Genomic DNA, 22,105 nt, shown 5'->3' on the forward strand with positions numbered 1-22,105 from the left:
CCACAGCGATGCGTGAACGAAAAAGCGGGCGAAAGCCCGCTTTTTCTTTGGGTGTGTCTGCGGGCGTTTGCTTGCTTTTCCTTTTGTGGCCGCTGGGCCGGCGTGCCCGTGGTGGCGTGTCAGAATTCCGGGCATGACTTCGTTCCATCCGCTCGCCATGTCTCTCGCCTGTGCCTGCTGCCTGCCGTTCGCGCAGGCGCACGCCCAGGACACCGATGACGCCACGGAACTCGACCGCATCGAGGTCGTCGGCAGTCCGCGTCCCAAGCCGCCGCCGCCGGGCGCGATCGCGCGCATCGATGCGCCGACCCTGCGCGAGGGGCAGCGCCAGGTGAACCTGTCCGAAGCGCTGCAGCGCGTGCCGGGCTTCACCGCGCTGGATCGCAACAACTACGCGCAGGACCTGCAGATCCAGACGCGCGGCTTCGGCGCGCGGTCGACCTTCGGCATCCGCGGTGTCCGGCTGATCGTCGATGGCATCCCGTCCAGCGGTGCGGACGGGCAGGGCCAGGCGGCGAGCTTTCCGCTGTCGTCGCTGGATCGCATCGAGGTGCTGCGCGGGCCGCTGGCCTTGCGCCACGGCAGCGCGCCCGGCGGCGTGATCCTCGGATCGAGCGAGGCGCCGATCGAGGGCGCCGTCGATCTCGATCTCTGGGCCGGCGACGATGGCGCGCGCCGCGCGAACCTGCAGGTCGACGGCCGCAGCCGCGAGCTGCGCTTCCGCTGGCGTGCGCAGGCCGGTACCTTCGCGACCGATGGCCTGCGCCCGCAAAGCGCCACGCGCCGGCATCACGCCAACGCGCTGGGCGAATGGCAGTGGGGCGAACGCGACCGTCTGCGCGTGGTGTTCAACGGCCTGCACCAGCCCTTGTCGGAGGATCCGCTGGGTCTCACCGCCGCCGCGTTCGCGGACGATCCCGAAGGGACCGATCCGGCCGCGCGGCGTTTCGATACGCGCAAGACCGTCGACGACCTGCAGTTCGGCGCGACCTGGATGCGCACGCTGGCCGCGCATGGAGCAACGCGCGGCACGACGGGCCTGTCGGCGTATCGCAGCGACCGACGCGTCGAACAGTCCCTTGCCTTGCCGGCGACGGCGCAGGCAGCCGCAGGCAGCGCAGGTGGCGTGATCGATCTGGCGCGCGTGTCGGATGGCCTCGAATGGCACTACGCCCTGCGTGGCCCGCGCGGGCGGCTGGAACTGGCGATCGAAGCCGCGCGCCTGGACGAAGCGCGGCGCGGCTACGAGAACTTCGTGGGCACGCAGGTCGGTGTGCGCGGGCGTTTGCGTCGCGACGAGCGCAATCGCGTCGACAGCCTCGATGCCGCCGTGGTCGGATCGCTCGATCTCGCGCATGGCGTCGATCTGCTCGGCGGCGTGCGCGCCTCGCGCCAGCGCATCGACAGCCGCGACCGTTTCCTCGCCAACGGCGACGACAGCGGCGCGCGCAGCGATGACCGCCTCGCCTGGTCGCTGGGCATCGAATGGGCGTATTCGGTGCCCGGGACGCTGTACGCGCATGTCGGTGAACAGGGCGAGGCGCCGACGCTCAACGAACTGGCCTATCGCGCTGACGGCAGCGCGGGGCTCAATCGCGATCTCGATGCGTCGCGCGCGCGCAGCGTCGAGGCGGGCTGGCGCTGGCGCGGCGAACGCGGCGAATTCAGTGTCGCGGCGTATCGGATCGACACCCTGGACGAGATCGTGCCGGCGCTCAATCGCGGCGGACGCGCGAGTTTCGCGAATGCCGGCGCGACCCGACGCGAAGGCGTCGAGCTCGGCGCCTGGTTGCCGTTCGGCGAACGGTGGACCGCGACACTGGCCGCGAGCTGGGTCGATGCGCGTTTCGAGGACGATTTCGCGTTCGTGGTGCAGAACGAGACGCGCACGGTGTCCGCAGGCAATCGCATGCCGGGCATTCCGCGCACGGATCTGTTCGCCGAACTCGCCTGGCACGCACCCGATGCGCGCTGGTCGACGGCGCTGGAAGCGCGCGCGGTCGGTCGCATCGCCGTCGATGATCGCAACACCGATGCCGCGCCGGGGCATGCGCGGTTCGCCTGGCGATTGAGTGGCCGCTTCGGCGATGGCTGGCGCGCGTTCCTGCGCGTCGACAACCTGTTCGACCGGCGCCACGCCGGCTCGGTGATCGTCAACGAAGCGAACGGCCGCTTCTTCGAGCCGGGCGCGGGACGCAGTGTGACAGTGGGGATCGGCTGGCGGCGGTGACCTCGCGGATGCCCTGCTTTCGTGGGAGCGACGCAAGTCGCGAACGCTGGTGACGAGCGTCCACATGTCGCGACTTGCGTCGCTCCCACGAAAGCAGGACACGGATCGCGGCATGGAGGCCGCGACCCGTTCAAGCGATCAGGTCAGCCCCAGCGCCGCGAGCAGCTTGCGGAACCAGTGTTCCTCGTCACGCTGGCGGGCGCGGGTCTCGCGCAGCGATTCACCGTAGGCCGGCTGCGGGTTCGCGGGTAGGCGCGCGACATCCGGAGCGCTCGCCATCGCGGTGTACTGCGGTGCGAGGTCGGTGCCCTGGAACACGCCGAGCGGCGAATAGCCGGTATAGCCGGGGAATACATCGCCGAGGCGGTTGTTGCCCATGCGCCGGATCAGCAGTTCCGAGAACACGCGGCGGTAGTCGGTGGTCACCGGGATGTCGCCGAAATACGGCGACAGGATCTGCGGGTCGAGGCCGAGCCACTGGCCGTAGAAACGACGGCCGTTGACTGCGCCGCCGAGCACCAGCAGCGGATTGCCGTAGCCGTGGTCGGTGCCGCCGCTGCCGTTCTGGCGCACGCGGCGGCCGAATTCGGACTGCACGATCACGGTCACGCGCGGCGCTTCGCTGCCGGTGTTCATCTCGTTGTAGAACGCGGTCAGCGCCTGCGACAGTTCGGCGATCTTGTTCTGGTAGTAGTGGTAGCCGCTGCCGGCGGTGCCCTGGCCGTCGTGGGTGTCCCAGCCGCCGAGGTCGACGGTGGCGAAACGCAGGCCGAGGTTGAAGCGGATCGACTGCGCGACGGTCCACAACTGGCGGGCGAAGGTACTGGTCGGCCAGCCGGCGGGCAGGGTGGAGGTGTAGGCCTGCGAGCCGATCACGCGCAGCGCGGCGTCGGCACGCTGGCCTGCGCGTTCCAGCCCGGTCTGGCCGGCCCACAGGCTGGCCAGGGTTTCGTTCACGCCCTTCGTGCCTGCAGGCAGGCCGCTGCGGTACTGCTGCCACTGGTACGCGCCTGAATTGAGCGAGAAATCGCTGGGGCTGGACATCGACAGCGACTGCGTGGCGCCGAGCAGGTTCGCGGGCTGGCGGCTGGCGACGGCGAGCTGCGGCATCACCGGCGCGGCGCCGATGCCTGGCTGGGTGGTCCAGGCGCGGGTCAGCCAGCCGGTGCCGACGCCCTGCTGGCCGGGCGTGCCGAGATCGAGGTAGAGCTGGGCGTCGAAGTGGCTGCGCGTGACCACGGTCGGCATGCCGCAGCTGTGCACGATGGCCAGCTTGCCGCCATCCCACAGTTCCTTGAGGCCGGTCGCCGACGGATGCAGGCCGAAGCCGGTGGCGCTGCCGTTGGCCAGGGTCAGCGGCAGGGCGCCATAGGTGCCGGTGGCCGCGATGTTCAGCGAGGGACGGGCTTCCTCATAGAAGCCGCGGTCGTTGCCGTCGATCGGCGGCACCAGGTTCAGGCCGTCGATGCCACCGCGCAGGAACACGACGACGACGGTGTCGTAGCTGTTGAGCGCGGCCTGGGCTTCGCTGGAGAACAGCATGCTCGGGCCGGCGGCGCCGACGGCGGCGGTGGCGCAGGCACCCTTGAGGAATTCGCGGCGGTCGATGCGGAGATCGGTCATGTCAGCGGCTCATGAATTCGGGGGTCATCAGGATCAGCGATACCAGGCTGCGCAGGCGCTGCTGGTTGTAGTGGCGCTTTGGGTCGCTGGCCGCCCAGGTGTCGGTGTCGGTGATGACGTAGGTCGCGGGATCGCCGTTCTGGGCCATGAAGGCCACCAGCGTCTGTCGGCGCGCGGCGGTCGGCAGGTAGCCGAGGATGCGCTGGCACCAGAAGTCCACGAGGTTGTTCGCCGTCCAGTTGCTCACGCCGCTGCGCGTGGTGGCGAGGATCGGCGCCATCGGCACGCTGTTGTCGCTGGTCTCGGTGATCCAGTTCAGCAGCTTCCAGGACATCGCGTAGCTGTTCGCGCCCGACCAGGCGAGGCTGACGTCCGGATAGCCGTTCGGCGCGGGCCACTCGTAAGGCGCATGGCCGGTGGGTGCGATGCGCCAGAACATCTCGTCGCTCTTGGCGTCGCCGACGCGCGGCGTCCAGTCCGAACCGGTGGCGCGCAGCGCGGCGGCGACCAGTTCGAACGGTCTGCGATCCTTCATGCCCCAGCTGTTGATGAAGGCATTCGAGAGCAGGATGTGGCGCAGCGTGCGCGCGATCTGGTCGGGCTGCTGCCAGTTGGCGCGGAACACTTCGGCCGCGCTGTCGACGAGCGCCTGCTCCGGGCGATCGCTGACGAAGCGGCGGATGAGCTTGCGGCAGATGAACTTCGCCACGCGGGGATGCTGCGCGACGCGATCGAGGATGTCGCGGCCGTCCTTCATCGCCGGCTGTTCCGGATTGAGGAACTTGCCCAGCACGAACTTCGGGCCGGCGTCGTGCCAGGCCTGGCGATAGACGAAGGTGCCGTCGTTTTCGTTGGGATACTGCCAGTGGCCGTCCTTCACCGACCAGCCGGTGAACGCCGATGCGGTCTCGTACACGTCCACGTCGGTGTAGCCGATCGGGAACGACGGATCTTCCGGGCAGGCCGGCACCTGGAAGGGATCCATGAAGCCCAGGTAGTTCTCGGCGCCGAAGGTGTGCAGTTCCAGCAGTTCGCGCGCGAAGTTCTCGTTCGGGCCCGAACGCGTGTTCGATTCGTTGTCGAGGTAGTAGAGCATCGCCGTGCTCTGCGCGACGGCTTCGAGCATGGTCCGGAAGTTGCCCAGCGCGTTGGCGCGGATCACGTCGCGGTTGTAGTGCATGTACACCGGTGCGGCCGAGAAATCGGTCAGCGTGACGTTGAAGTGGTTCTGCCAGAAGCCGACCACCACTTCCTGCAGCTGGCGCTTCGAATGCACGGCACGGGCCAGCGCCGAGCGCTGCACTTCCCAGGCCGGGCGCATGCGCACGTCGTAGACCGGGTCATTCAGCACGTGCTCGCTCCACAGCTGGGTGAGTGGCTTGGCGAGCGTGGTGTAGCCGGCGTTGGCCAGGCGTGTGTCGAAGGCGCTGTCGTCGATCGCCGCAGGATTGAGCTGCTGGTTGAGGAAGGCGGTCAGCCGCGCGGTGTCGTTCGCGCCGAGCGCGTTGAACTCCGCGATGGACGCGGTGGTCGCGCCGAAGGTGAGGTGGTTGAGCACGCGCACCGCGAACGGCGGTCGCGGCAGGGTGGTCAGTTCCGCCGGCGAACCGTTCGACGTGGACGGCGCCGGTTTGCTGCCCGCAGCTGCCGCGATGGGGCGTTCGAGGCGCGGTGGCCGTGCGTCGAAGCGAATCGGCCCCTGGATGCCGTGCCGGCGTGCGATCACGTCGAGCATCGCCTTGCGGTCGGCTGCGGGGACGGGCCTGGGAGCGGGCCGGGCGAAGGGAGGGCGGGGGGTGGTGGGGCGGGACATGCAGGCTCCGGCGATGCGCCCGGAATCCGGGCGGAACCCGCGCACCATACCCCGGATTCAAGTCGCCGCGTGGCAGGTCAACGGGCACAAATCGTGACCGGAAACACGATCCCGTCATGTCCCCGCGACAATCGGCGGATTCGGTCTATCGAGCGGAAAGCGCGGCCAGCAGCTGGTGTGAATCCGCGCACATTTTGTGCGGCGTGTAGGCCTGCAGGGCATCGGCCCGGGCATAGCCCCAGCCGACCCCGATGAAGTCGACGCCGAGCGTCGCCGCTGCCTGTGCGTCGCGGATTTCGTCGCCGACATAGACCGCGTCGTGGGGCGCGCAGCCGAGGCGTTTCAGCGTCTTCGCCAGACGCTTCTTCTTGCCGAAGATCGAGACGTCGCCTTCCAGTGCGTCGACATGCGCCAGCGTGCGCTCGCCGAGCACGGCGCGGACGTTGCCTGGGCTGTTCGAGGTGACGATCGCGATGCGCATGCCTTGCGATTTCAGCGATGCCAGCAGGGTATCGACGCCGTCGAACGGTACGATCCCGTCGATGTCGTCGCGCATGCGCCGGCGCATCTCGCGCGTGAGCAGCGGCAGCTTCCACCACGCAAGGCCGAGTCGCTGCATGATCGCGCGTGCCTCCAGTCCACGCAGCGCCTGCAACTGCGCATCGTCGAGCGGCGTCAGGCGGTAGCGCGGCGTGATCTCGCGCAGGGTCGCGGCGAACCAGCCGAAGGAATCGGCCAGCGTGCCGTCGAAATCGAACATGGCGAGGCGGTAGCGCGGCATCGCCGGGGGGGGGGGCGCAGTGCAAGTCCGCAGCGGCTTACTGCGCGGTCCAGCCGCCGTCGATCGGGAACGAGGCGCCGGTGACGTTGTGCGCTTCTCGGCGGCACAGCCACAGGGTGAGCGAGGCGATGTCCTCGGGCAGCGACATGCGCTGGCTGGGCTGCTTCTCGGCGACCAGTGCGCGCACGCCGTCGTCGCGACTGCCGCCATTGCGGCGCGCTTCGATCTGCGGCTCGATCAGCGCGGTCTCGACCCAGCCCGGGCAGATGCAGTTGACGGTGATGCCGCCGCTGTCTCGGCTGCCGCTGGCAGCGTATTCGAGCGCGGCGACCTTGCTCAGCCCGACGATGCCGAACTTGCTGGCGACATACGGCGCCTTGTTCACCGAGGCGACGAGCCCGTGCACCGAGGCGATGTTGACCACGCGGCCATAGCCGCGCGCAGCCATGCCGGGCATCGCGACGCGCATGGTGTGGAAGGCCGCGCTGAGATTGATCGCGAGGATGTCGTTCCACTTCTGCGTCGGCATCTCGGCCAGCGGCACCGCATGCTGGATGCCGGCGTTGTTGACGAGGATGTCGAGCGGCGACCAGGCCTCGATCGCCATGATCATCGCTTCGATCTGCTCCGGATCGCGCAGGTCCGCGCCGAAATGGCGGACCTCGGCGGCGCCGGCATCGCGCACGGCCTGCAGCGCGGCCTCGATCTGCTCGGGCATGCCCAGGCCGTTGATCGCGACCTTCGCCCCGGCGGAGCCCAACCCGCAGGCGATGGCCAGGCCGATGCCGGAGGTGCTGCCGGTGACGAGGGCGGTGCGCGGGGCGAGGAAACGGTCGGCCATGGCGGGGGTCCGGGAAGTGGGGGAAGGCGGAAATTATGCGGGATGGCGGTGTTGTTCTCCCTCTCCACGATGGGGAGGGCTTCCGTTGTAGAGCGGAGCTTGCTCCGCTCATGGCCCTTCCGGGAAAGGCGAGCGGAGCAAGCTCCGCTCTACAAGGGTGAAGGCAAGGGGGAGCGCCTCACACCAGCCCGGTCGCGTAGTAGGCACCGATGATCACGAACACCGCGGCTGTCTTGATCAGGGTGATTGCGAAGATGTCCTTGTAGGCCTGGCGATGGGTCAGGCCGGTCACCGCGAGCAGGGTGATCACCGCGCCGTTGTGCGGCAGCGTGTCCATGCCGCCGGAGGCCATCGAGGCCACGCGATGCAGTACGTCCATCGGGATGCCGGCGGCGTTCGCGTTGGCGATGAAGGTCTCCGACATCGCCGCGAGCGCGATGCTCATGCCGCCCGAGGCCGAGCCGGTGATGCCGGCCAGCGAGGTGACGGTGATCGCTTCGTTGACCAGCGGATTCGGGATCGAGCCCAGCGCGTTCGCCACGACAAGGAAGCCGGGCAGGGCCGCGATCACCGCGCCGAAGCCATACTCCGACGCGGTGTTCATCGCCGCGAGCATCGCGCCGCCGACGGCGGTCTTCGCGCCCTCGGAGAAGCTGGCAGCGACCGGCTTCCAGGCCAGCGCCAGCACGCTGAGGATGCCGACCAGCAGCGCGCCCTGCACGGCCCAGATCGCCGCGACCTTCGAGACCTCCTGCACCACGGGCGCGGCCTTGCCGATCACGGCTGGAACGAATTCATGACTGCTGCCGTAGACCTCGGGAATCCAGATCGTCAGCAGCTTGTTGACCACGCCGACCAGCAGCAGCGGCAGCAGCGCGACCAGTGGGTGGGCGAGGCGCGATTCGGCGAAGGGCGCGGGTTCGTTCAACAGTGTCGCGGGGTCGCCGTAGCCTTCGCCGTTGCGCTTCGCCACGCGACGGCGCCATTCCAGGTAGCTGAAGCCGACGGCGAGGATGAAGACCGCGCCGATCGAACCCAGCCACGGCGCCGCCCAGGTGGTGGTGCCGAAGAACGAGGTCGGGATGATGTTCTGGATCTGCGGCGTGCCCGGCAGCGCGTCCATGGTGAAGGTGAACGCGCCCAGCGCGATCGTGCCGGGAATCAGCCGCTTGGGGATGTCGCTCTGGCGGAAGAGTTCGGCCGCGAACGGATACACCGCGAACACCACCACGAACAGCGACACGCCGCCGTAGGTCAGCACCGCGCAGACCGCGACGATCGACAGCATCGCGCGCTCGGCGCCGAACAGCTTGATCGCGGCGCTGACGATGGATTTGGAGAAGCCGGAGACTTCGATGAGCTTGCCGAAGATCGCGCCGAGCAGGAATACCGGGAAATACAGCTTCAGGAAGCCGACCATCTTGTCCATGAACAGGCCGGTGAACATCGGCGCGACCAGCGAGGGGTCGGTGGCGAGCACCGCGCCCAGCGCGGCGATGGGCGCGAACAGGATCACGCTGTAGCCGCGATAGGCGACGAACATCAGGAAGCAGAGGGCGGCCAGGACGATGAGAAAGGACATGGGGCGGGGCCGCGCAGGCGAGGGAAGGCCGCGCCAGTGTCGGCAGGGCGGGCCGCACGGCCCATTGTCCGAAGGTACAAGTGTCCGCCGTGGCTGCCGGGCCCTAGGCTTGCCGCACCCTGGCCGCCAAGCGTCGGCGGCTTTCCGTTGAGGACCGATCCATGCGCCGCACCCGTACCGTCGAAACGCTGTCCCCCGCTGCCCTCCGCCGTGCCGCGATCCGCCACAGCGGCCTGAGCCTGGCCATTGCCCTGGGCCTGTTCGCGCCGTTGGGCCACGCCCAGGAGGCTGCCGATGCCCCGACCTCCGAATCGGGCACGCTGGATACGATCAAGGTCACGGCGCGCAAGCGCGAGGAGACCCTGCAGGACGTGCCGGTTGCCGTCACCGCGTTCACGCCGGACACCCTGGACAAGCTCAACGTCGAGGACCTGAGCGATCTCGACGCGCAGGTGCCCAACCTGACGATCTACGCCGCACGCGGCTCCAGCAGCACGGTCACCGCCTACATCCGCGGCGTCGGCCAGTCCGATCCGCTGTGGGGCGTGGACCCGGGCGTGGGCATCTACCTCGATGACGTGTATATCGCCCGTCCGCAGGGCGCGCTGCTCGACGTGTTCGACATCGGCCGCATCGAAGTGCTGCGCGGCCCGCAGGGCACGCTGTACGGCAAGAACACCATCGGCGGCGCGATCAAGTACGTGTCGAAGCCGCTGCCGGAATCCTTCGACGGCTTCGCCTCGATCACTGTCGGCACCGACAGCCAGTTCGACGTGAAGGGCGCGATCGGTGGTCCGATCTTCGGCGAGAACAGCGGCCTGCGCGCGCGCGTCGCCGTGGCCAGCCTCAACCGCGACGGCTTCGGCGAGAACGTCAACACCGGCCAGCCGGCCAGCGACAAGGAAATCAATGCCGTCCGCTTCAACCTCGGCGCCTACGCCGGCGAGACCTTCGACGCGCAGTTCACCCTCGACTGGATGGACGACCAGTCCGGCGTGCGCGCCGCGCGCATGCTCGCGCCGAACCGCTTCGCGCCGACCGTGCAGCCGCTGGACAGCCGCTACGACGTGCGCAACGGCATGCCGAACGTCAACGACACCGAGATGAAGGGCATGTCCGCCACCTTCAACTGGCGCCCCGCCGACGGCACGGCGCTGGAAGGCTGGGCGTTCAAGTACGTGGCCGCGCGCCGCGAGTCCGACACCGAGACCAACATCGACTTCGACACGCTCCCGAACAAGATCGCCGACGTGAAGGCGTTCTACAGCGACGAGCAGACTTCGCAGGAATTGCAGGCCAACTACGACAAGGGCGGGCGTGCGCGCGGCGTGATCGGTCTCTACAGCTTCGACGGCACCGCCGGCGGACGCGTGTTGAACAATTTCTTCAACCTGCTGTTCGGCGATACGCAGGGCAAGGTCGACACCGAGAGCTTCGCGGTCTACGCCGACTGGACCTTCGACCTGACCGATCGCCTGGCGCTGGATGTCGGCGTGCGCTACACCGACGAGGACAAGCGTGCCCGCGTGCTGAACCGGGGCTATTCCGATGCCACCTTCACGCGTCCGATCAGCGTGGTCGCGAACTTCGACAAGACCATCAACTTCAAGAACACCTCGCCGAAGATCTCGCTGGATTACCAGGTCAACGACGACATCATGATCTACGGCCTCGCCAGCCGCGGCTTCAAGTCGGGCGGCTACAACATCCGCGCCCAGGCCACGGCCGTGCCGCGCTCGGCCGAGCCCTTCGACGACGAGCAGGTCGACAGCCTGGAAATCGGCACCAAGATGTCGCTGCTCGACCAGCGCCTGTTCCTGAACCTGTCGGCCTTCCACAACAAGTACAAGGACATGCAGCTGTCGGTGTTTACCGCCTACGACAGCAATGGCGACGGCATCGACGACGCGTTCTTCGGCGACTTCACCAACGCCGGCCAGGGCACGGTGAACGGCCTGGAAGTCGAGTACCAGTGGCTGCCGACCACCCACTGGGCGATCACCGGCAACGTCGCCTGGCTGGACGCGAAGTTCGACGAGTACATCTTCAAGAACGTGAACATCGCCGACCAGCAGGAGTTCACCAACGCACCGGAGTTCTCCGGCGCGCTGAACGTCGAGTACCGCACCACGCTCGGCAGTGCCGGCAGCCTCTCGGCGCGCCTCGGCTACAGCTACCAGAGCGAGGTCGTGGCGACGACCGAAGTGGTTCGCGACCCGGTCACCGGTGCCACCGCGCAGCCGATCACCCAGGACGGCTACGGCCTGCTCAACGCCGGCGTGATCTGGAAGCCGAATGCGTCGTGGACGCTGTCGCTGCAGGGCACCAACCTGACCGACAAGGAATACCTGACCACCGGCTACAACCTGGTCTCGTCGCTGGGCGTGCTCACCGGTTTCTACGGTGCGCCGCGCCAGTTCTCGCTGACCGCGCGCTACGACTTCTGATCGTCCGCACCGGCGGCCCCTCTCCGCCGGTCGGTTGCAGATTTCGCATCATCGCCCCCATGTTGCGTGCACGCCGTCCCCGCGCTAGCGGGGGCGGTTTTTTTCATGTGTGAGCAGATGATGCGGTTGGCGTTGAGGTATCCCAACGTTATTCCTCGATGGATCATCGAGTTGGATCTGTGATTTCACCCCTGTCATCCTGAGCCGAAGGCGAAGGACCTGCTGTTTGCTTCTCCAAACTCTTGCGGAAAGGTATTCCAGTTATCCTGTATTTCGCTCGCTGTCGCGAGCGAGTTACTTTTCTTTGCTTGTGCAAAGAAAAGGTAACCAAAAGAAAGCACACCCCGTCGGTTGCGCCCGGCGCGATGCGCCGGGTCCACGGGCTTCGCGGGGTTTTTCGACAAGACGTCCATGTCTTGTCGAAAAACGCGCGGCGTCCTGCCGCGCGCCCTGTGGGCCTGATCCGCAAATCCCGTCGCAACCAGGGGCCCCGGTAAATCAAGATCAAAAACAGCGATGGCTGACAGATGGCTTGGTGGGCACAGTATTTCGAAGATATATAACGAAAAAGTGCGGGGCTCAGGCTCAGTGTGTCAGGGCTTGAGAATGTCGCTGGCGTCCGCGGTGTGGAAATGCCGCTTGAACGGCACGCCGTCGATGGCCGGCTCGTCGAGTTCGCGGGCGTAGCGATGCCCGGCGTAGACCGCATGCGCGATCAACCCCGGCGCCAGCGCGTCACCGATGCGGGTCACCGTGCGGATCCCGGCATCGGCCCAGTCGGCTTCGCGCGCGGCGATCGCGTGGTACAGCGCGTCGTCGGGCAGGCGTGAGGTGATCGTCACCACCGATGCGCAGTCGAGCGTGCGCGGCTTGCCGCTCCAGGCGTGTTCGAGCGACAGCCGGCCGTCGGCGAAGCCGGTGATGCTGTGGGAGACCACCTGTTCGACGCCGAGTTCGGCCATGCGCCACTGGATGTGGCGATAGTCGAGCGTATGCGCGCTCCACGAGGCGATGGTGTCGTCGGGCGTGACGTAGAAGACCTCGCGACCGGCCTTGCGCAGCGCTTCGGCGATCACGCTGCCGGTGTGGAAATAGTCGTCGTCGTACAGCGCGACCGGGCCGTCGGGCAGGCGGCCGTCCATGATGTCGTCGGGCGTGAACACCGCCGGGTTGTCGACGAAGTCGCGCAGCGCCTCGCCATGCGTGCGTCCGTAGCCGTCGCGCCGCCAGTGGCAGCCGGTGGCGATCACCACGTGCTCCGCGCCGAAGTCCAACACGTCCTGCGCGGTGAGCAGCGAGTCGAGATAGGTCGCGACGTTGTTCATCCTGCGAATCTGGCCGAGTCGCCAGTCGCGCACGCGCGCCCATTCGGCGAGGCCCGGCAGACGCGCTTCGCGGGTGACGCGGCCGCCGAGTTCGCGCCGCCCTTCCGCCAGATGCACCTCGTAGCCTCGCTGGCCGAGCGCGCGCGCCGCTTCCAGTCCCGCCGGTCCGCCGCCGACCACCAGCACTTTCATGCTCGATTTCGCCGGTGCGATGCGCTCCGGATGCCAGTCCTTGCGCCACTCTTCGCCCATGGTCGGGTTCTGCGTGCAGCGGATCGGGGTGATGGTGTTGTCGCCCGACACGCAGAGGTTGCAGCCGATGCATTCGCGGATGTCGTCGATGCGTCCTTCCTCGATCTTCTTCGGCAGGAACGGGTCGGCGATCGAGGGACGTGCGGCGCCGATGAAGTCGAGCACGCCGCGCCGGATCTGCGACACCATCGTGTCCGGCGAGGTGAAGCGACCGACGCCGACCACGGGCTTGCTCGTCGTTTTCTTCACGAAGTCGATGAAGGGTTCCTGCGCGCCTTCCGGTGCGAAACGCGAGGGCACCGAATCGTTGTACCAGGCAGCGACGTTCACGTCCCACAGGTCCGGCAACTCGGCGAGCATGCCGACGATGTCCTGCGCCTCGGCGCGTTCGATGCCGGCGGGCCCGAGCATCTCCTCGGTCGCGAAGCGGATCGCCACCGCGCAGCGATGGCCTACTGCCTCTTTCGTGTCCTGCAACACTTCACGCAAAAGGCGCACGCGGTTGTCGAGCGAGCCGCCGTATTCGTCGGTGCGGTGGTTGCGGCGGCGCTGCAGGAAATGCATCGCCAGCGACAGGTCGTGGCCGCAGTAGACGTAAATGATGTCCATGCCTGCGCGCATCCCGCGCAGCGCGGCTTCGCGATGCCAGCGCCGGTAGTTCGCGATGTCCTGCTTGTCCATCGCACGCGCCTGCGCCGGGTAGCCGTATTTCGACGGCTGGTGCGAGGGCGCGATCAATACCTCGCGCGAGTACAGGTTCGACGCGGTCGGGCCGTTGTGGGTCAGCTCCACCGCCGCCAGCGCGCCGTGCGCATGCACCTTGTCGCACATCAGCGCGAGCGCGGGGATGTCGCGGTCGTCCCACAGCCGCGCCTCGACGTAGGGCGACACGTCGCCGGATGGGTGAATCTCGCATTCCTCGGTCGCGATCACCGCCCAGCCACCCTCGGCCTTCACCTCGCGCATCGCCGCATGCGCCAGCGGCATCGCATGGCCCATGCCGTTGCAGTGCGGCACCTGGAAGAAGCGGTTCTTCGCCGTCACCGGGCCGATGGCCATCGGGCTGAAGAGGATGTCGTAGCGGGGGTCGCGCATGGGATGTGTCCGGGGCGGATCTGCGGCTATTCTGCACGCGCCGAGACGATGCGGCATCGATGGAGCGTTCGGATGAGCCTCTCCCTGGACCCTGTTCTCCCCCTGCATGCTGGTTCTGCCAGGCATTCCTGCAGCCCGGCCGCGGACTGCGGCTGTCCCGTGATGCGCAATGGAAGCAGCTGCGCATGCGTCCGTGTCGATCGTGTCGGCGCCGTCAGCCGGGTGCGTGGATGAATGGCGCCGTGATTTCGCCGTACGTCTGGCTGGCCCTGGCTATTTTCGTGTTCGCGGCTGTGGCAACGGCATGGGCCTGGCAGCAGTATCGGCTCGGTGAAGCGTCCCGACGCTGGCGGCGCACCGAGGGCACGGTCGTCGACATCTGGTTCGATGTGCGCGAAACATCCGATGGCGACGGCGGCACCGACGTCTCCACCAGTGCGCATCTGGTCTACGACTATGTGGTGAACGGCCAGCATTACCGGTCCCGCCGTTTCACCTACCGGCCCTCGCGCGGACTGGGCGAGCGCGAGGCTTACGCGCTGCTGTCCGGCATTACCCGGGGACAGCGTGTCGAGGTGCGCTACGACCCGCGACGTCCGCAGCGCGCGGTGGTGCTGACCGGAACCGATGCCGGCAACCTGTGGCGAATCGCAATCTGTGCCGTGGTGGCCTGCATTGCCCTGGCCTATGCGGCGCTCCGACTCGTGTAGACCCTTTCGGTTGGATCCCGCTCAGGGCTTTGTTGAGGTGGGGGCTGCCACGGGGAGCGTGGAAGGCTGCGTGGAGGGATCTTTGCCGATGTGCCTCTCGAAGAACGCCAGCATCTCGGTGTAGAACCTGAGGTTGTTCTCGGGCTTCTCGAAGCCATGCCCTTCGCCCTTCTGGATGATCACGCCTTCCGGTGGATTGCCGGCGGCGGTCAGTCAATCAACGCAGTGCTGGCAGAGAAACTTCGAGCATGGCGTCGTAAGGGATGACTGGGCGTGGAAAAGAACTCGATCAGCGTCCCGCCCAGAGCGCGATGATCGCGGCGATCGCGTACCAGGCCCATTCGGCGGGCTGGTTGGCGAGGCCGAACAGGGTCTGCGCGTGGTCGGTGCCGAGGCGTTGCAGGGCATCGAGGGTGCCGAAGCCCATGGGTCCGCCTACCTGTGAGGCGGCGATGACCCAGTTGCTGAACGCGACGGTGGCGAAGGTGGCGGTCAGCGCGACGATGGCGCGCGGCAGGCCGGGCGCGGCGCGGCCGAGTCGCAGCAGCAGGACGATGTCGATGGCGGCGACGGCCGCCATCCATGCGCACTGGCGATCGAGGATGAGAGCGATCAGCGCCCACAGCGCGCTCATGCCGACCACGCCGAACAGGGCGAGGACGACGGGGGCGACGATGCGGTGGCGCGGCGGGGCGACGGCTGCGGGGGCGGTGGACATGGTCAGAGAGTAGCGGAGCGGAGGCGGGCTGCGAAGCGCGAGCGCCCGGCCTCGAACGAGACCGGGCGCTCCATGTCGCAGGGCGATGCTTGCCGTCGATCAGGACGACATCGATCAGAACTTCGCGCGCAGGGTCACGCCGTAGCTGCGATCCGGCCCGGGGATCACGGTGGGAATGCCGAACAGCAGGCCGGTGTTGCCCGCGTCGATCAGGTACTCCTCGTTCGTGAGGTTGTTGCCCCACAGGCCGAGGTCCCAGCGCTGGTTGAAGCGCCAGCCCAGGCGCAGGTTGAGCAGGCCGTAGCTGTCCTGTTCGATGCCCGGCTGGTTCTCGTCCTCGAAATAGACCTGGCCGCGCCAGTTCCAGCTCGGACGCACGTACAGGCTGTCGCCGTTGGAGAGCGGGATCGTCCAGTCCAGGCCCAGCGAGACGCTCTGCTTCGGCGTCATGCGGAAGCGGTTGCCGGCCAGTTCCTGGTAGGTGCCGTCGTCGTCGAAGGCGTTGAAGCCGCCGTCGATGTAGCCGTAGTTGAACCAGCCGTTGACGTTGTCGCTGAAGCGCGCGAACAGCGAGGCCTCGAAGCCCGCGGCATGCGCCTTGCCGGCGTTGGTGGTGACGAAGAACGGCGGCGGGGTGTCGTTCTGCACCGAGGCCTGGAAGTTGGTGTAGTCGTAGTAGAACAGCGACAGGTCGTAGACGAAGCGGCCGTCGGCGGCCGAGCCCTTCATGCCCAGCTCGTAGCTCCACACGATCTCGGCCGGCACCTCGTCGCTGCCGGCGTCGCTGACGTTGATCATGTTCGGGCGACGGCCGCGCGAGATGCTGGCGTAGGTGTTGATGGTGTCGCTGAGCTTGTAGCCCAGCACGGCGCGTCCCACCCACGAAGTGAAGCTGTCGCTCGCGCTCAGGCGGCCGGCGGTGGCCGGGAACAGCAGGTTGGTGCAGGGCGGTGCGCCGCAGGCCGGGGCGCCGCGTGCCGAGAGCAGGAAGCCCAGGCTGGACCCGTTGCCCGGCGCCGAGAAATAGCCGTATTCGACCTTCTCGTGCGAGCCGCGCAGGCCGAGGGTGAGCGACCACTGGTCGTTGAACTGCCAGGTGCCGTCGGCGAACAGTTCGATCGCGCGGATGTCGACATCGTTGCCGAAGGTTTCGCGATGGTCGGGATTGAGCGGGATCTGCAGGAAACCGGCGGGATTGGTCGGCGTCGGCGGCACGAGGCCCGGCACGGGCAGCCAGGTGAAGGTGCGCGAGGTGTTCGGCGTCGCGTTCGCGTTGAGCAGCGGCAGGACCGGGAAGTAATAGTTCGCCAGGGCCGGGCCGAGCAGGGCGGCGGTGTTGCCGTTGATCTGCGGCGACAGCAGCGCGTACAGCTGGCGCTCGTCGGCCTGGTAGTCCAGCTCGCGTTCGGCGGTCTCGTCGAAGAACGAGGTGCCGAGGAAGCCGGTGAACTTGCCGCCGCCGTCGTAGTTGAAGCGGAATTCCTGGCTGAACTGGCGGCCGTCGGCGCGTTCGTCGAATTCGATCAGGTCGGCCTGCGAGCCGTCGGCATCGAACTTGTCGAGGCCGTCGTAACGGCGCCAGCCGGTGATGGTCGACAGCGACCAGTTGTCGTTGAGCACGAAATCGCCCAGCACGGTCGCGCCGTAGACGTCGCGATCGGTGCCGAGGTCGTTGCCGCGCTGCGAGTTGGCGGTGTACGGGTCGAGGCTGCCCTGCAGGTTCGGGATCACCTGGCTGCGGAAGCCGGTGCCCGGCGGCGTGTCCTTCTGGTAGTTGAGGATCACGTCGATGCCGCTGGCCTCGCCGATGTCGAAGTGCAGCGCGCCGCGGATCGCGCGGGTGTCCTTGCCCTGCAGCGTGCCGCCGTCGAGGTTGTCCATGTAGCCGTCGCGGGTCTCGTAGAAGGCAGCGATGCGGCCTTGAACGTTCTCGCCCAGGTCGGTGTTGAAATGGCCGGTGAAGCGGCGCTGGTCGTCGCTGCCCAGGCCGAGCTCGAAGCTGCCGGAGCGGCCTTTGCGGGCCTTGTTCTGGATGATGTGCACGGCGCCGGTCTCGGCGGCGCGGCCGAACAGGGTGCCCTGCGGCCCGCGCAGCACCTCGATGCGCTGCAGGTCGAACAGTTCGACCGACGAACCGCGCGCGCGGCTGATCGACACGCCGTCCTGGTAGAGCGAGATGCGCGGCTCCTGGGTCGGGTCGTCGAGGTCGGCGGTGATGCCGCGGATCGAGATGCTGGGGTTGCTGACGCTCTGGGTCTGCACTTCCAGGCCCGGCACCAGGCTGCCGAGGTCGCCGTAGTCGACGATGCCCTGCGCTTCGAGGAACTCGCCCGAGTAGGCGTTGATCGCGATCGGCACATCCTCGATCTGCTGCTCGCGCTTCTGCGCAGTGACCACGATCCGGTCGAGCTCGTCGCTGTCCGCAGCCGGCGCTTCCTGGGCCAGGGCGGGCAGGGCGACGGCCTGGGCGGCCAGGATGCAGGCGAGGGCGGTGAACAGGGCGGCGCGGCGTTGCGGCCGGCGTGCATGGAGCATTGGGGACATCGACGGGTTCCTCCCGGGGAGTCTGAAAAGACGCGGTGCGGGCCTCCCCAGCCGGCAGCGTCCATACTGAACAGTGTGTCCTTTATAACCCAGGCGCATGACACGCCATAAGCCGGGCAGGCTCGCCCCGGCTCCGCTACAATGGCGGCCCGCTAAACACCTGAATCCACGGAACTTTCACCGTGTACTCCCGCAGCAGTGAGCCGGTCCGCTTCGAGCGCGACTGCGACGCCGTCCTCGTCCCGCAGGGCGATTCCGTGACCCTGCCGGCCGGCAGCGTCGGCTACATCACCCAGGCCCTCGGCGGCAGCTGGACGGTCTTCGTCGAAGGCAACCTCATGCGCATCGCCGGCAAGGATGCGGACGCCATCGGCAAGGAACCGCCGCCGCCGATCGAGCTGCCCGAGGGCGCCGACGACGAGGAAGTGGAGAAGCTGGTCTGGTCGCAGCTGCGCACCTGCTTCGACCCCGAGATCCCGATCAACATCGTCGAACTGGGCCTGGTCTACGGCGTCGAGATCAAGCGCAGCGACGAAGGCGCGCGCATCGTCGAGGTGCGCATGACCCTCACCGCGCCGGCCTGCGGCATGGGCGAGGTGCTGGTCGAGGACGTGCGCGGCAAGATCGAAATGATCCCGACCGTGGTCGAGGCCGATGTCGAGTTGGTGTTCGACCCGCCGTGGAACCGCGAGATGATGTCGGAAGTGGCCCGTCTGGAAACCGGGATGCTTTGATCGACCCGAGGGCGGCCGCGTTGCCGCCCTCAGCGTGACGGGTCTGTCGACAGCCAGTCGAGCGTCGCGCCCGGCAGTGCGCGCGATGCCGCGTCGCGGCGCAGGCCGACGGCTTCGTCGAAGCCCGCTTCCCGCGCGAGCGATTCCAGTTCGGCCAGCAGCACGCCGTCGTCGTGGCGACGCGCGCGTTCGTGCAGCTGCGACCAGCGCGCACGTGTCTGCGCGGGATCGCCTGCGTGCAGCGAGTCAATGAGATCGAGCGTGTCCAGGCGTCGCTGCAGCAGCCACGCATCCGATGGTGCCTGCCTGCGCGCTTCGTCGGCGATGGCGCGGCTGCGCGCCCGATCGCCGCGCGCCATCGCGATCTCCGCCAGTCCGATGCGCATGCCGGTCGCCAGCAATTCGTAGCCTGCATCCTCGCAGCGCTGCAGCGCGGTGCCGTACAGGCGCTCCGCGCGGTCGTACTCGCGGACCCGCGCGAGCAGCGCCGCGACCGTCTCGACCATGATCCAGTGATCGGTGCCGCGCGGCATGTCGTCGATCGCGCGCTCGATCTGTGCGAGATGCACGCGGGCCTGGGCCGGATCGCCTTCCAGCAGGTCCGCCTGCGCGGCGAGGATCTGCGACCACTGGCGTAGATAGCCCTCTTCCGCGTGACGGCAGGCATCGATGCGGCGTCGTGCCGACGCGACGTCCCCGCGCACCAGGTCGATGTCGCCGCGCACGCAGGCCAGCCGCACCGCAATCGTGCGGGGCAGCGCCCGACCCTGTGCGGTGAGCCGGCGTTCGGCGCGCGCGAGCGCGGCCTGCGCACTGGCGACATCGCCGCCGCGCAGGTGCAGCATCGCGTCGAACTCGGCAGCCCAGTACACGCGTTCGTCGGTGTGCGTGCCGCGTGAGAGCCGGGCGATGCGCGCCTTCGCGCTGGCATGGTTGCCGACCAGGACATCCTGGTTCAGCAGGTCGAACTCCAGCGCATCCTGCAGCGCGGTATCGCCGGACGCGTTGGCGACTTCCAGCGCATCGCGCAGCAGGCGGCGGTATTCGCCGTGCGATCCCGCGTTGTAGTGCTTGAACGCTTCTCGGCGCAGCATTTCGGTCTCGATCGCGGCATTGCCGGCGCTGCGGGCTTCCTCGCGCAGCACGCGCATCGACGGTGTCTCGCCCGGCGCCACGCCGCGCCGGGCCTCGTCGGCGAGATAGCGCGCATAGCGGGCGCCCAGTGTGTCGCCGGCGGCCTCGAATTCGCCGGCCGCCAGTTCGAACAACGCGGGCGAGGGCGTCTGGCTGGCCTGGCCGTGATGCACGCGCGCCAGCTGCATGCGGACGCTGCCGCGTTCCAGTGCCCAGCCGGGCCCCAGGCGCGCGAGCTGGGCCAGCGTCTGCTGCGCCTGGGTACGGGCCGTGTCGAGATCGCCCAGGGTGCCGACGATCTCGGTCAGCAGCAGCTGCCGCCGGATGCGGCGTTCCTGCGGTTCGAGGGTCCAGTCGATGGCGGTGCCCTGCAGCAGGGCCTGTGCGGCGCGCGGATCGCCGCTGCGGAGCAGCAGGCGCGCATGGGCCAGCGCGAAATCGGCGCGGGCAGGAAACGTGCGAGACAGGTCCGCCAGGGCGCGTGCCGCTTCGGGCTGCCGCCGTGGATCGACCAGGGCGGCCTGTGCGTCGAGGATGCGCAGCGCGTCGGCGGGCAGCGGCGCGAGACCGCGCCGGGCCATGCCGATGTGCGACAGCGCGTCCCGCGTGCGGTTGTGGCGCAGGGACAGCTCGGCCAGCGCCAGATGCGCGGGGGCGAAGGTCGGCATGGCCGAGGCCACGGCTTCAGCCTCGCTGCGTGCGCGCGCCCAGTCGCGTTCGCGCCGGGCTTCGAACGCAGCGGCGTGTCGCCGTGCGATGTCCGGGGGCAGCGACAGCGCAGGCCAGCGCGCGTCGGCGCGATGCGGCAGCAGGCGCGCGACGATCCGCTGCGACAGCGCATCGACGGCCGCGGACAACCCGTCGTGCGTCCCGCGTTCGATCAGTTCGAGATCGGGCGGATCGCGACGATCACCCGATCCGCCCTGGCCGATCCGCGCGCGCAGCAGCAGGCCGTCCGGGCTGCCGGCGATCGGTTCGGCCGAGAGCACGACCACCCAGCGCGTCCCCGGGCCCTGGCTGCGGGGCAGGGCATCGCGGCGGACCACCTCCGGCAGCAGATCGAGCTTCCAGGACAGCCAGGCGTCGAGCAGCGCGACCGGCGCGCGCGTCGCGTCGTCGGCCTCGCCGGTGTCGGCTTGCAGCACGACTACCTCGCGGGTAGCCGGTAGGACGGGTGCGATCGCGTCCGTCTGTCGCGGCGGCGTCGACGGCAATACGGCGGCCAGCAGCAGCGCCCACATCGCGACCAGCGCCAGCACGGGCAGGATCGCCGGGATCGTGTCACCGCGACGCCGGGGCCTTGCCGGTGGCGGTGCATCCGGCATGGGGACCGCCCCATCGCCGACTGGCATGTCCGGCGCGTCGTCGGCCTTCCCGGAGATGGGCGGATTTGCCACCTCGTCGGTCGCCTGTGCCGTCGCGGGCTCGCGCCGGCGTTCGTCTGTGTCCGCCTGCAGCGCGGGAATCGGTTCCGCGCGCACGGGCGTCGGCGGCTCGAACACGTAACCGCGCTTGGACACCGTGCGGATCCAGTGCTTGCGCGGTTCGCCCAGCGCCTTGCGCAGCATCCAGACGCTCTGCGAGAGATTGGAGTCCTCGACCACCACGCCAGGCCAGACGCGCTCGAACAGGGTGTCCCGGGTATGCAGTACGCCGGGTTCGGCCAGGAACACCAGGAGCAGGTCGAACATCCGCTGGGGCAGCTCGGCCTGCCCCTCGGGCCGCATCACGCGGCGATAGCGCAGGTCGATGCGCACATCGCCGACGACCAGGATCGCCCCATCCCCGGGCACCGGCGACGGTGCCGTCATCGTCGACCTCCGCTGCGCAGGCGTGCGCGGTTCCGCGCCCCGGCGGATCGCCGGGACCGGGTCGCATCACTGCCCATCGTGCGGGACTGCTGCATCGCTCTCTCTCTGGCTGGTGCGGCGTGCGGTCGACGCCCCTTCGTCGGCACCGCGTCTTGTGGCGTCGGTCGTCTGCAGCCCAAGCGTAACGCGAGTGTCATCCGCGATGCGCAGCCTGCGCACCTGTGGATATCGCGATCGGTGATATCGCTCTTCGCGGACCTGCATGGCGACCTGCATGTGGCCTGCATGTTCGCGCGATGCGTCCGCCCGGCCGGTGACGCGATGCCGATTTGAGAAAAATTTGAAGGTTCCGAAGAAGCCCGTGGCGCCGCGCCGCCGTTTCATCGTGTCCGTCGGCGAGCACATCCGTCGGCGATGCTGCCCTGCAGCATGCGTTTCCGCCGTCCGACCCCGTGGACGGTGGCC

The 22,105-nt window shown here is 68.4% G+C and carries 15 protein-coding genes; 4 read left to right on the forward strand and 11 right to left on the reverse strand.

The window, feature by feature from the left end; translation table 11 throughout:
• Nucleotides 1–133 precede the first annotated feature (133 nt).
• Nucleotides 134–2,230 carry a TonB-dependent receptor family protein gene (locus ACFQ0E_RS12870; RefSeq protein WP_386824398.1) on the forward strand — a complete coding sequence of 699 codons (2,097 nt, stop codon included), beginning with the start codon at nucleotides 134–136 and terminating at the stop codon, nucleotides 2,228–2,230.
• A gap of 138 nt (nucleotides 2,231–2,368) precedes the next feature.
• Here the strand turns inward: ACFQ0E_RS12870 and ACFQ0E_RS12875 are convergent, their stop codons facing one another.
• The 5 genes from ACFQ0E_RS12875 to ACFQ0E_RS12895 all read right to left on the reverse strand — a co-directional run bounded on the left by ACFQ0E_RS12875 (nucleotide 2,369) and on the right by ACFQ0E_RS12895 (nucleotide 8,870).
• A complete protein-coding gene (locus ACFQ0E_RS12875; RefSeq protein WP_386824400.1) occupies nucleotides 2,369–3,853 on the reverse strand; it encodes a DUF1501 domain-containing protein in 1,485 nt (494 codons plus the stop codon).
• A 1-nt stretch (nucleotide 3,854) separates the two neighbouring features.
• A complete protein-coding gene (locus ACFQ0E_RS12880) occupies nucleotides 3,855–5,666 on the reverse strand; it encodes a DUF1800 domain-containing protein (RefSeq protein WP_386824402.1) in 1,812 nt (603 codons plus the stop codon).
• A 145-nt stretch (nucleotides 5,667–5,811) separates the two neighbouring features.
• Entirely contained in the window at nucleotides 5,812–6,426 is a 615-nt protein-coding gene (locus tag ACFQ0E_RS12885; RefSeq protein ID WP_386824404.1) for an HAD hydrolase-like protein, read from the reverse strand.
• A 58-nt stretch (nucleotides 6,427–6,484) separates the two neighbouring features.
• Nucleotides 6,485–7,288, reverse strand: a complete 804-nt coding sequence (locus ACFQ0E_RS12890) for a 3-hydroxybutyrate dehydrogenase (RefSeq protein WP_386824406.1) — start codon at nucleotides 7,286–7,288, stop codon at nucleotides 6,485–6,487.
• Between the two features lie 178 nt (nucleotides 7,289–7,466).
• Nucleotides 7,467–8,870 carry a GntP family permease gene (locus ACFQ0E_RS12895; protein ID WP_386824408.1) on the reverse strand — a complete coding sequence of 468 codons (1,404 nt, stop codon included), beginning with the start codon at nucleotides 8,868–8,870 and terminating at the stop codon, nucleotides 7,467–7,469.
• A 161-nt stretch (nucleotides 8,871–9,031) separates the two neighbouring features.
• On the opposite strand from ACFQ0E_RS12895, the gene ACFQ0E_RS12900 reads away from it, so the two are divergent.
• Nucleotides 9,032–11,317: a TonB-dependent receptor gene (locus ACFQ0E_RS12900; RefSeq protein ID WP_386824410.1), complete on the forward strand. Its 2,286-nt coding sequence runs from the start codon at nucleotides 9,032–9,034 to the stop codon at nucleotides 11,315–11,317.
• A gap of 194 nt (nucleotides 11,318–11,511) precedes the next feature.
• Here the strand turns inward: ACFQ0E_RS12900 and ACFQ0E_RS12905 are convergent, their stop codons facing one another.
• Nucleotides 11,512–11,730 (reverse strand): hypothetical protein, encoded by a 219-nt coding sequence (locus ACFQ0E_RS12905; RefSeq protein ID WP_386824412.1) that lies wholly within the window; start codon nucleotides 11,728–11,730, stop codon nucleotides 11,512–11,514.
• Between the two features lie 180 nt (nucleotides 11,731–11,910).
• Complete coding sequence (locus ACFQ0E_RS12910; protein ID WP_386824414.1) at nucleotides 11,911–13,989, reverse strand: oxidoreductase; 2,079 nt, start codon at nucleotides 13,987–13,989, stop codon at nucleotides 11,911–11,913.
• Nucleotides 13,990–14,219: 230 nt separating this feature from the next.
• Between ACFQ0E_RS12910 and ACFQ0E_RS12915 the strand changes: the two genes are divergently transcribed.
• Complete coding sequence (locus tag ACFQ0E_RS12915) at nucleotides 14,220–14,699, forward strand: DUF3592 domain-containing protein (RefSeq protein ID WP_386824416.1); 480 nt, start codon at nucleotides 14,220–14,222, stop codon at nucleotides 14,697–14,699.
• Between the two features lie 21 nt (nucleotides 14,700–14,720).
• Here ACFQ0E_RS12915 and ACFQ0E_RS12920 read toward each other — a convergent pair whose 3' ends face one another.
• From ACFQ0E_RS12920 to ACFQ0E_RS12930, 3 genes are all read right to left on the reverse strand, one after another.
• Entirely contained in the window at nucleotides 14,721–14,882 is a 162-nt protein-coding gene (locus ACFQ0E_RS12920) for a hypothetical protein (RefSeq protein WP_386824418.1), read from the reverse strand.
• Nucleotides 14,883–14,988: 106 nt separating this feature from the next.
• Entirely contained in the window at nucleotides 14,989–15,417 is a 429-nt protein-coding gene (locus tag ACFQ0E_RS12925; RefSeq protein ID WP_386824420.1) for a hypothetical protein, read from the reverse strand.
• A 114-nt stretch (nucleotides 15,418–15,531) separates the two neighbouring features.
• Entirely contained in the window at nucleotides 15,532–17,961 is a 2,430-nt protein-coding gene (locus ACFQ0E_RS12930) for a TonB-dependent receptor (protein ID WP_386824421.1), read from the reverse strand.
• A gap of 182 nt (nucleotides 17,962–18,143) precedes the next feature.
• Here ACFQ0E_RS12930 and sufT point away from each other — a divergent pair, with 182 nt between their 5' ends.
• Complete coding sequence (sufT, locus tag ACFQ0E_RS12935; protein ID WP_137852215.1) at nucleotides 18,144–18,695, forward strand: putative Fe-S cluster assembly protein SufT; 552 nt, start codon at nucleotides 18,144–18,146, stop codon at nucleotides 18,693–18,695.
• Between the two features lie 29 nt (nucleotides 18,696–18,724).
• Here the strand turns inward: sufT and ACFQ0E_RS12940 are convergent, their stop codons facing one another.
• A complete protein-coding gene (locus tag ACFQ0E_RS12940) occupies nucleotides 18,725–21,640 on the reverse strand; it encodes a winged helix-turn-helix domain-containing protein (RefSeq protein ID WP_386824422.1) in 2,916 nt (971 codons plus the stop codon).
• Between the last annotated feature and the right edge of the window lie 465 nt (nucleotides 21,641–22,105).

The sequence above is a fragment of the Lysobacter brunescens genome (genome assembly GCF_042677005.1).
Classification (GTDB): Bacteria; Pseudomonadota; Gammaproteobacteria; order Xanthomonadales; family Xanthomonadaceae; genus Lysobacter_I; species Lysobacter_I brunescens.

What these genes read in the sequence shown, in the direction of transcription:
- ACFQ0E_RS12890 (WP_386824406.1), bottom strand. Translation starts at nt 7,288, where the DNA reads ATGGCCGACCGTTTCCTCGCCCCGCGCACCGCCCTCGTCACCGGCAGC.
- ACFQ0E_RS12940 (WP_386824422.1), bottom strand. Translation starts at nt 21,640, where the DNA reads ATGACGGCACCGTCGCCGGTGCCCGGGGATGGGGCGATCCTGGTCGTC.
- ACFQ0E_RS12915 (WP_386824416.1), top strand. Translation starts at nt 14,220, where the DNA reads ATGAATGGCGCCGTGATTTCGCCGTACGTCTGGCTGGCCCTGGCTATT.
- ACFQ0E_RS12880 (WP_386824402.1), bottom strand. Translation starts at nt 5,666, where the DNA reads ATGTCCCGCCCCACCACCCCCCGCCCTCCCTTCGCCCGGCCCGCTCCC.
- ACFQ0E_RS12930 (WP_386824421.1), bottom strand. Translation starts at nt 17,961, where the DNA reads ATGTCCCCAATGCTCCATGCACGCCGGCCGCAACGCCGCGCCGCCCTG.
- ACFQ0E_RS12895 (WP_386824408.1), bottom strand. Translation starts at nt 8,870, where the DNA reads ATGTCCTTTCTCATCGTCCTGGCCGCCCTCTGCTTCCTGATGTTCGTC.
- ACFQ0E_RS12900 (WP_386824410.1), top strand. Translation starts at nt 9,032, where the DNA reads ATGCGCCGCACCCGTACCGTCGAAACGCTGTCCCCCGCTGCCCTCCGC.
- ACFQ0E_RS12870 (WP_386824398.1), top strand. Translation starts at nt 134, where the DNA reads ATGACTTCGTTCCATCCGCTCGCCATGTCTCTCGCCTGTGCCTGCTGC.
- ACFQ0E_RS12910 (WP_386824414.1), bottom strand. Translation starts at nt 13,989, where the DNA reads ATGCGCGACCCCCGCTACGACATCCTCTTCAGCCCGATGGCCATCGGC.
- ACFQ0E_RS12925 (WP_386824420.1), bottom strand. Translation starts at nt 15,417, where the DNA reads ATGTCCACCGCCCCCGCAGCCGTCGCCCCGCCGCGCCACCGCATCGTC.
- ACFQ0E_RS12875 (WP_386824400.1), bottom strand. Translation starts at nt 3,853, where the DNA reads ATGACCGATCTCCGCATCGACCGCCGCGAATTCCTCAAGGGTGCCTGC.
- ACFQ0E_RS12885 (WP_386824404.1), bottom strand. Translation starts at nt 6,426, where the DNA reads ATGTTCGATTTCGACGGCACGCTGGCCGATTCCTTCGGCTGGTTCGCC.
- ACFQ0E_RS12905 (WP_386824412.1), bottom strand. Translation starts at nt 11,730, where the DNA reads ATGGACGTCTTGTCGAAAAACCCCGCGAAGCCCGTGGACCCGGCGCAT.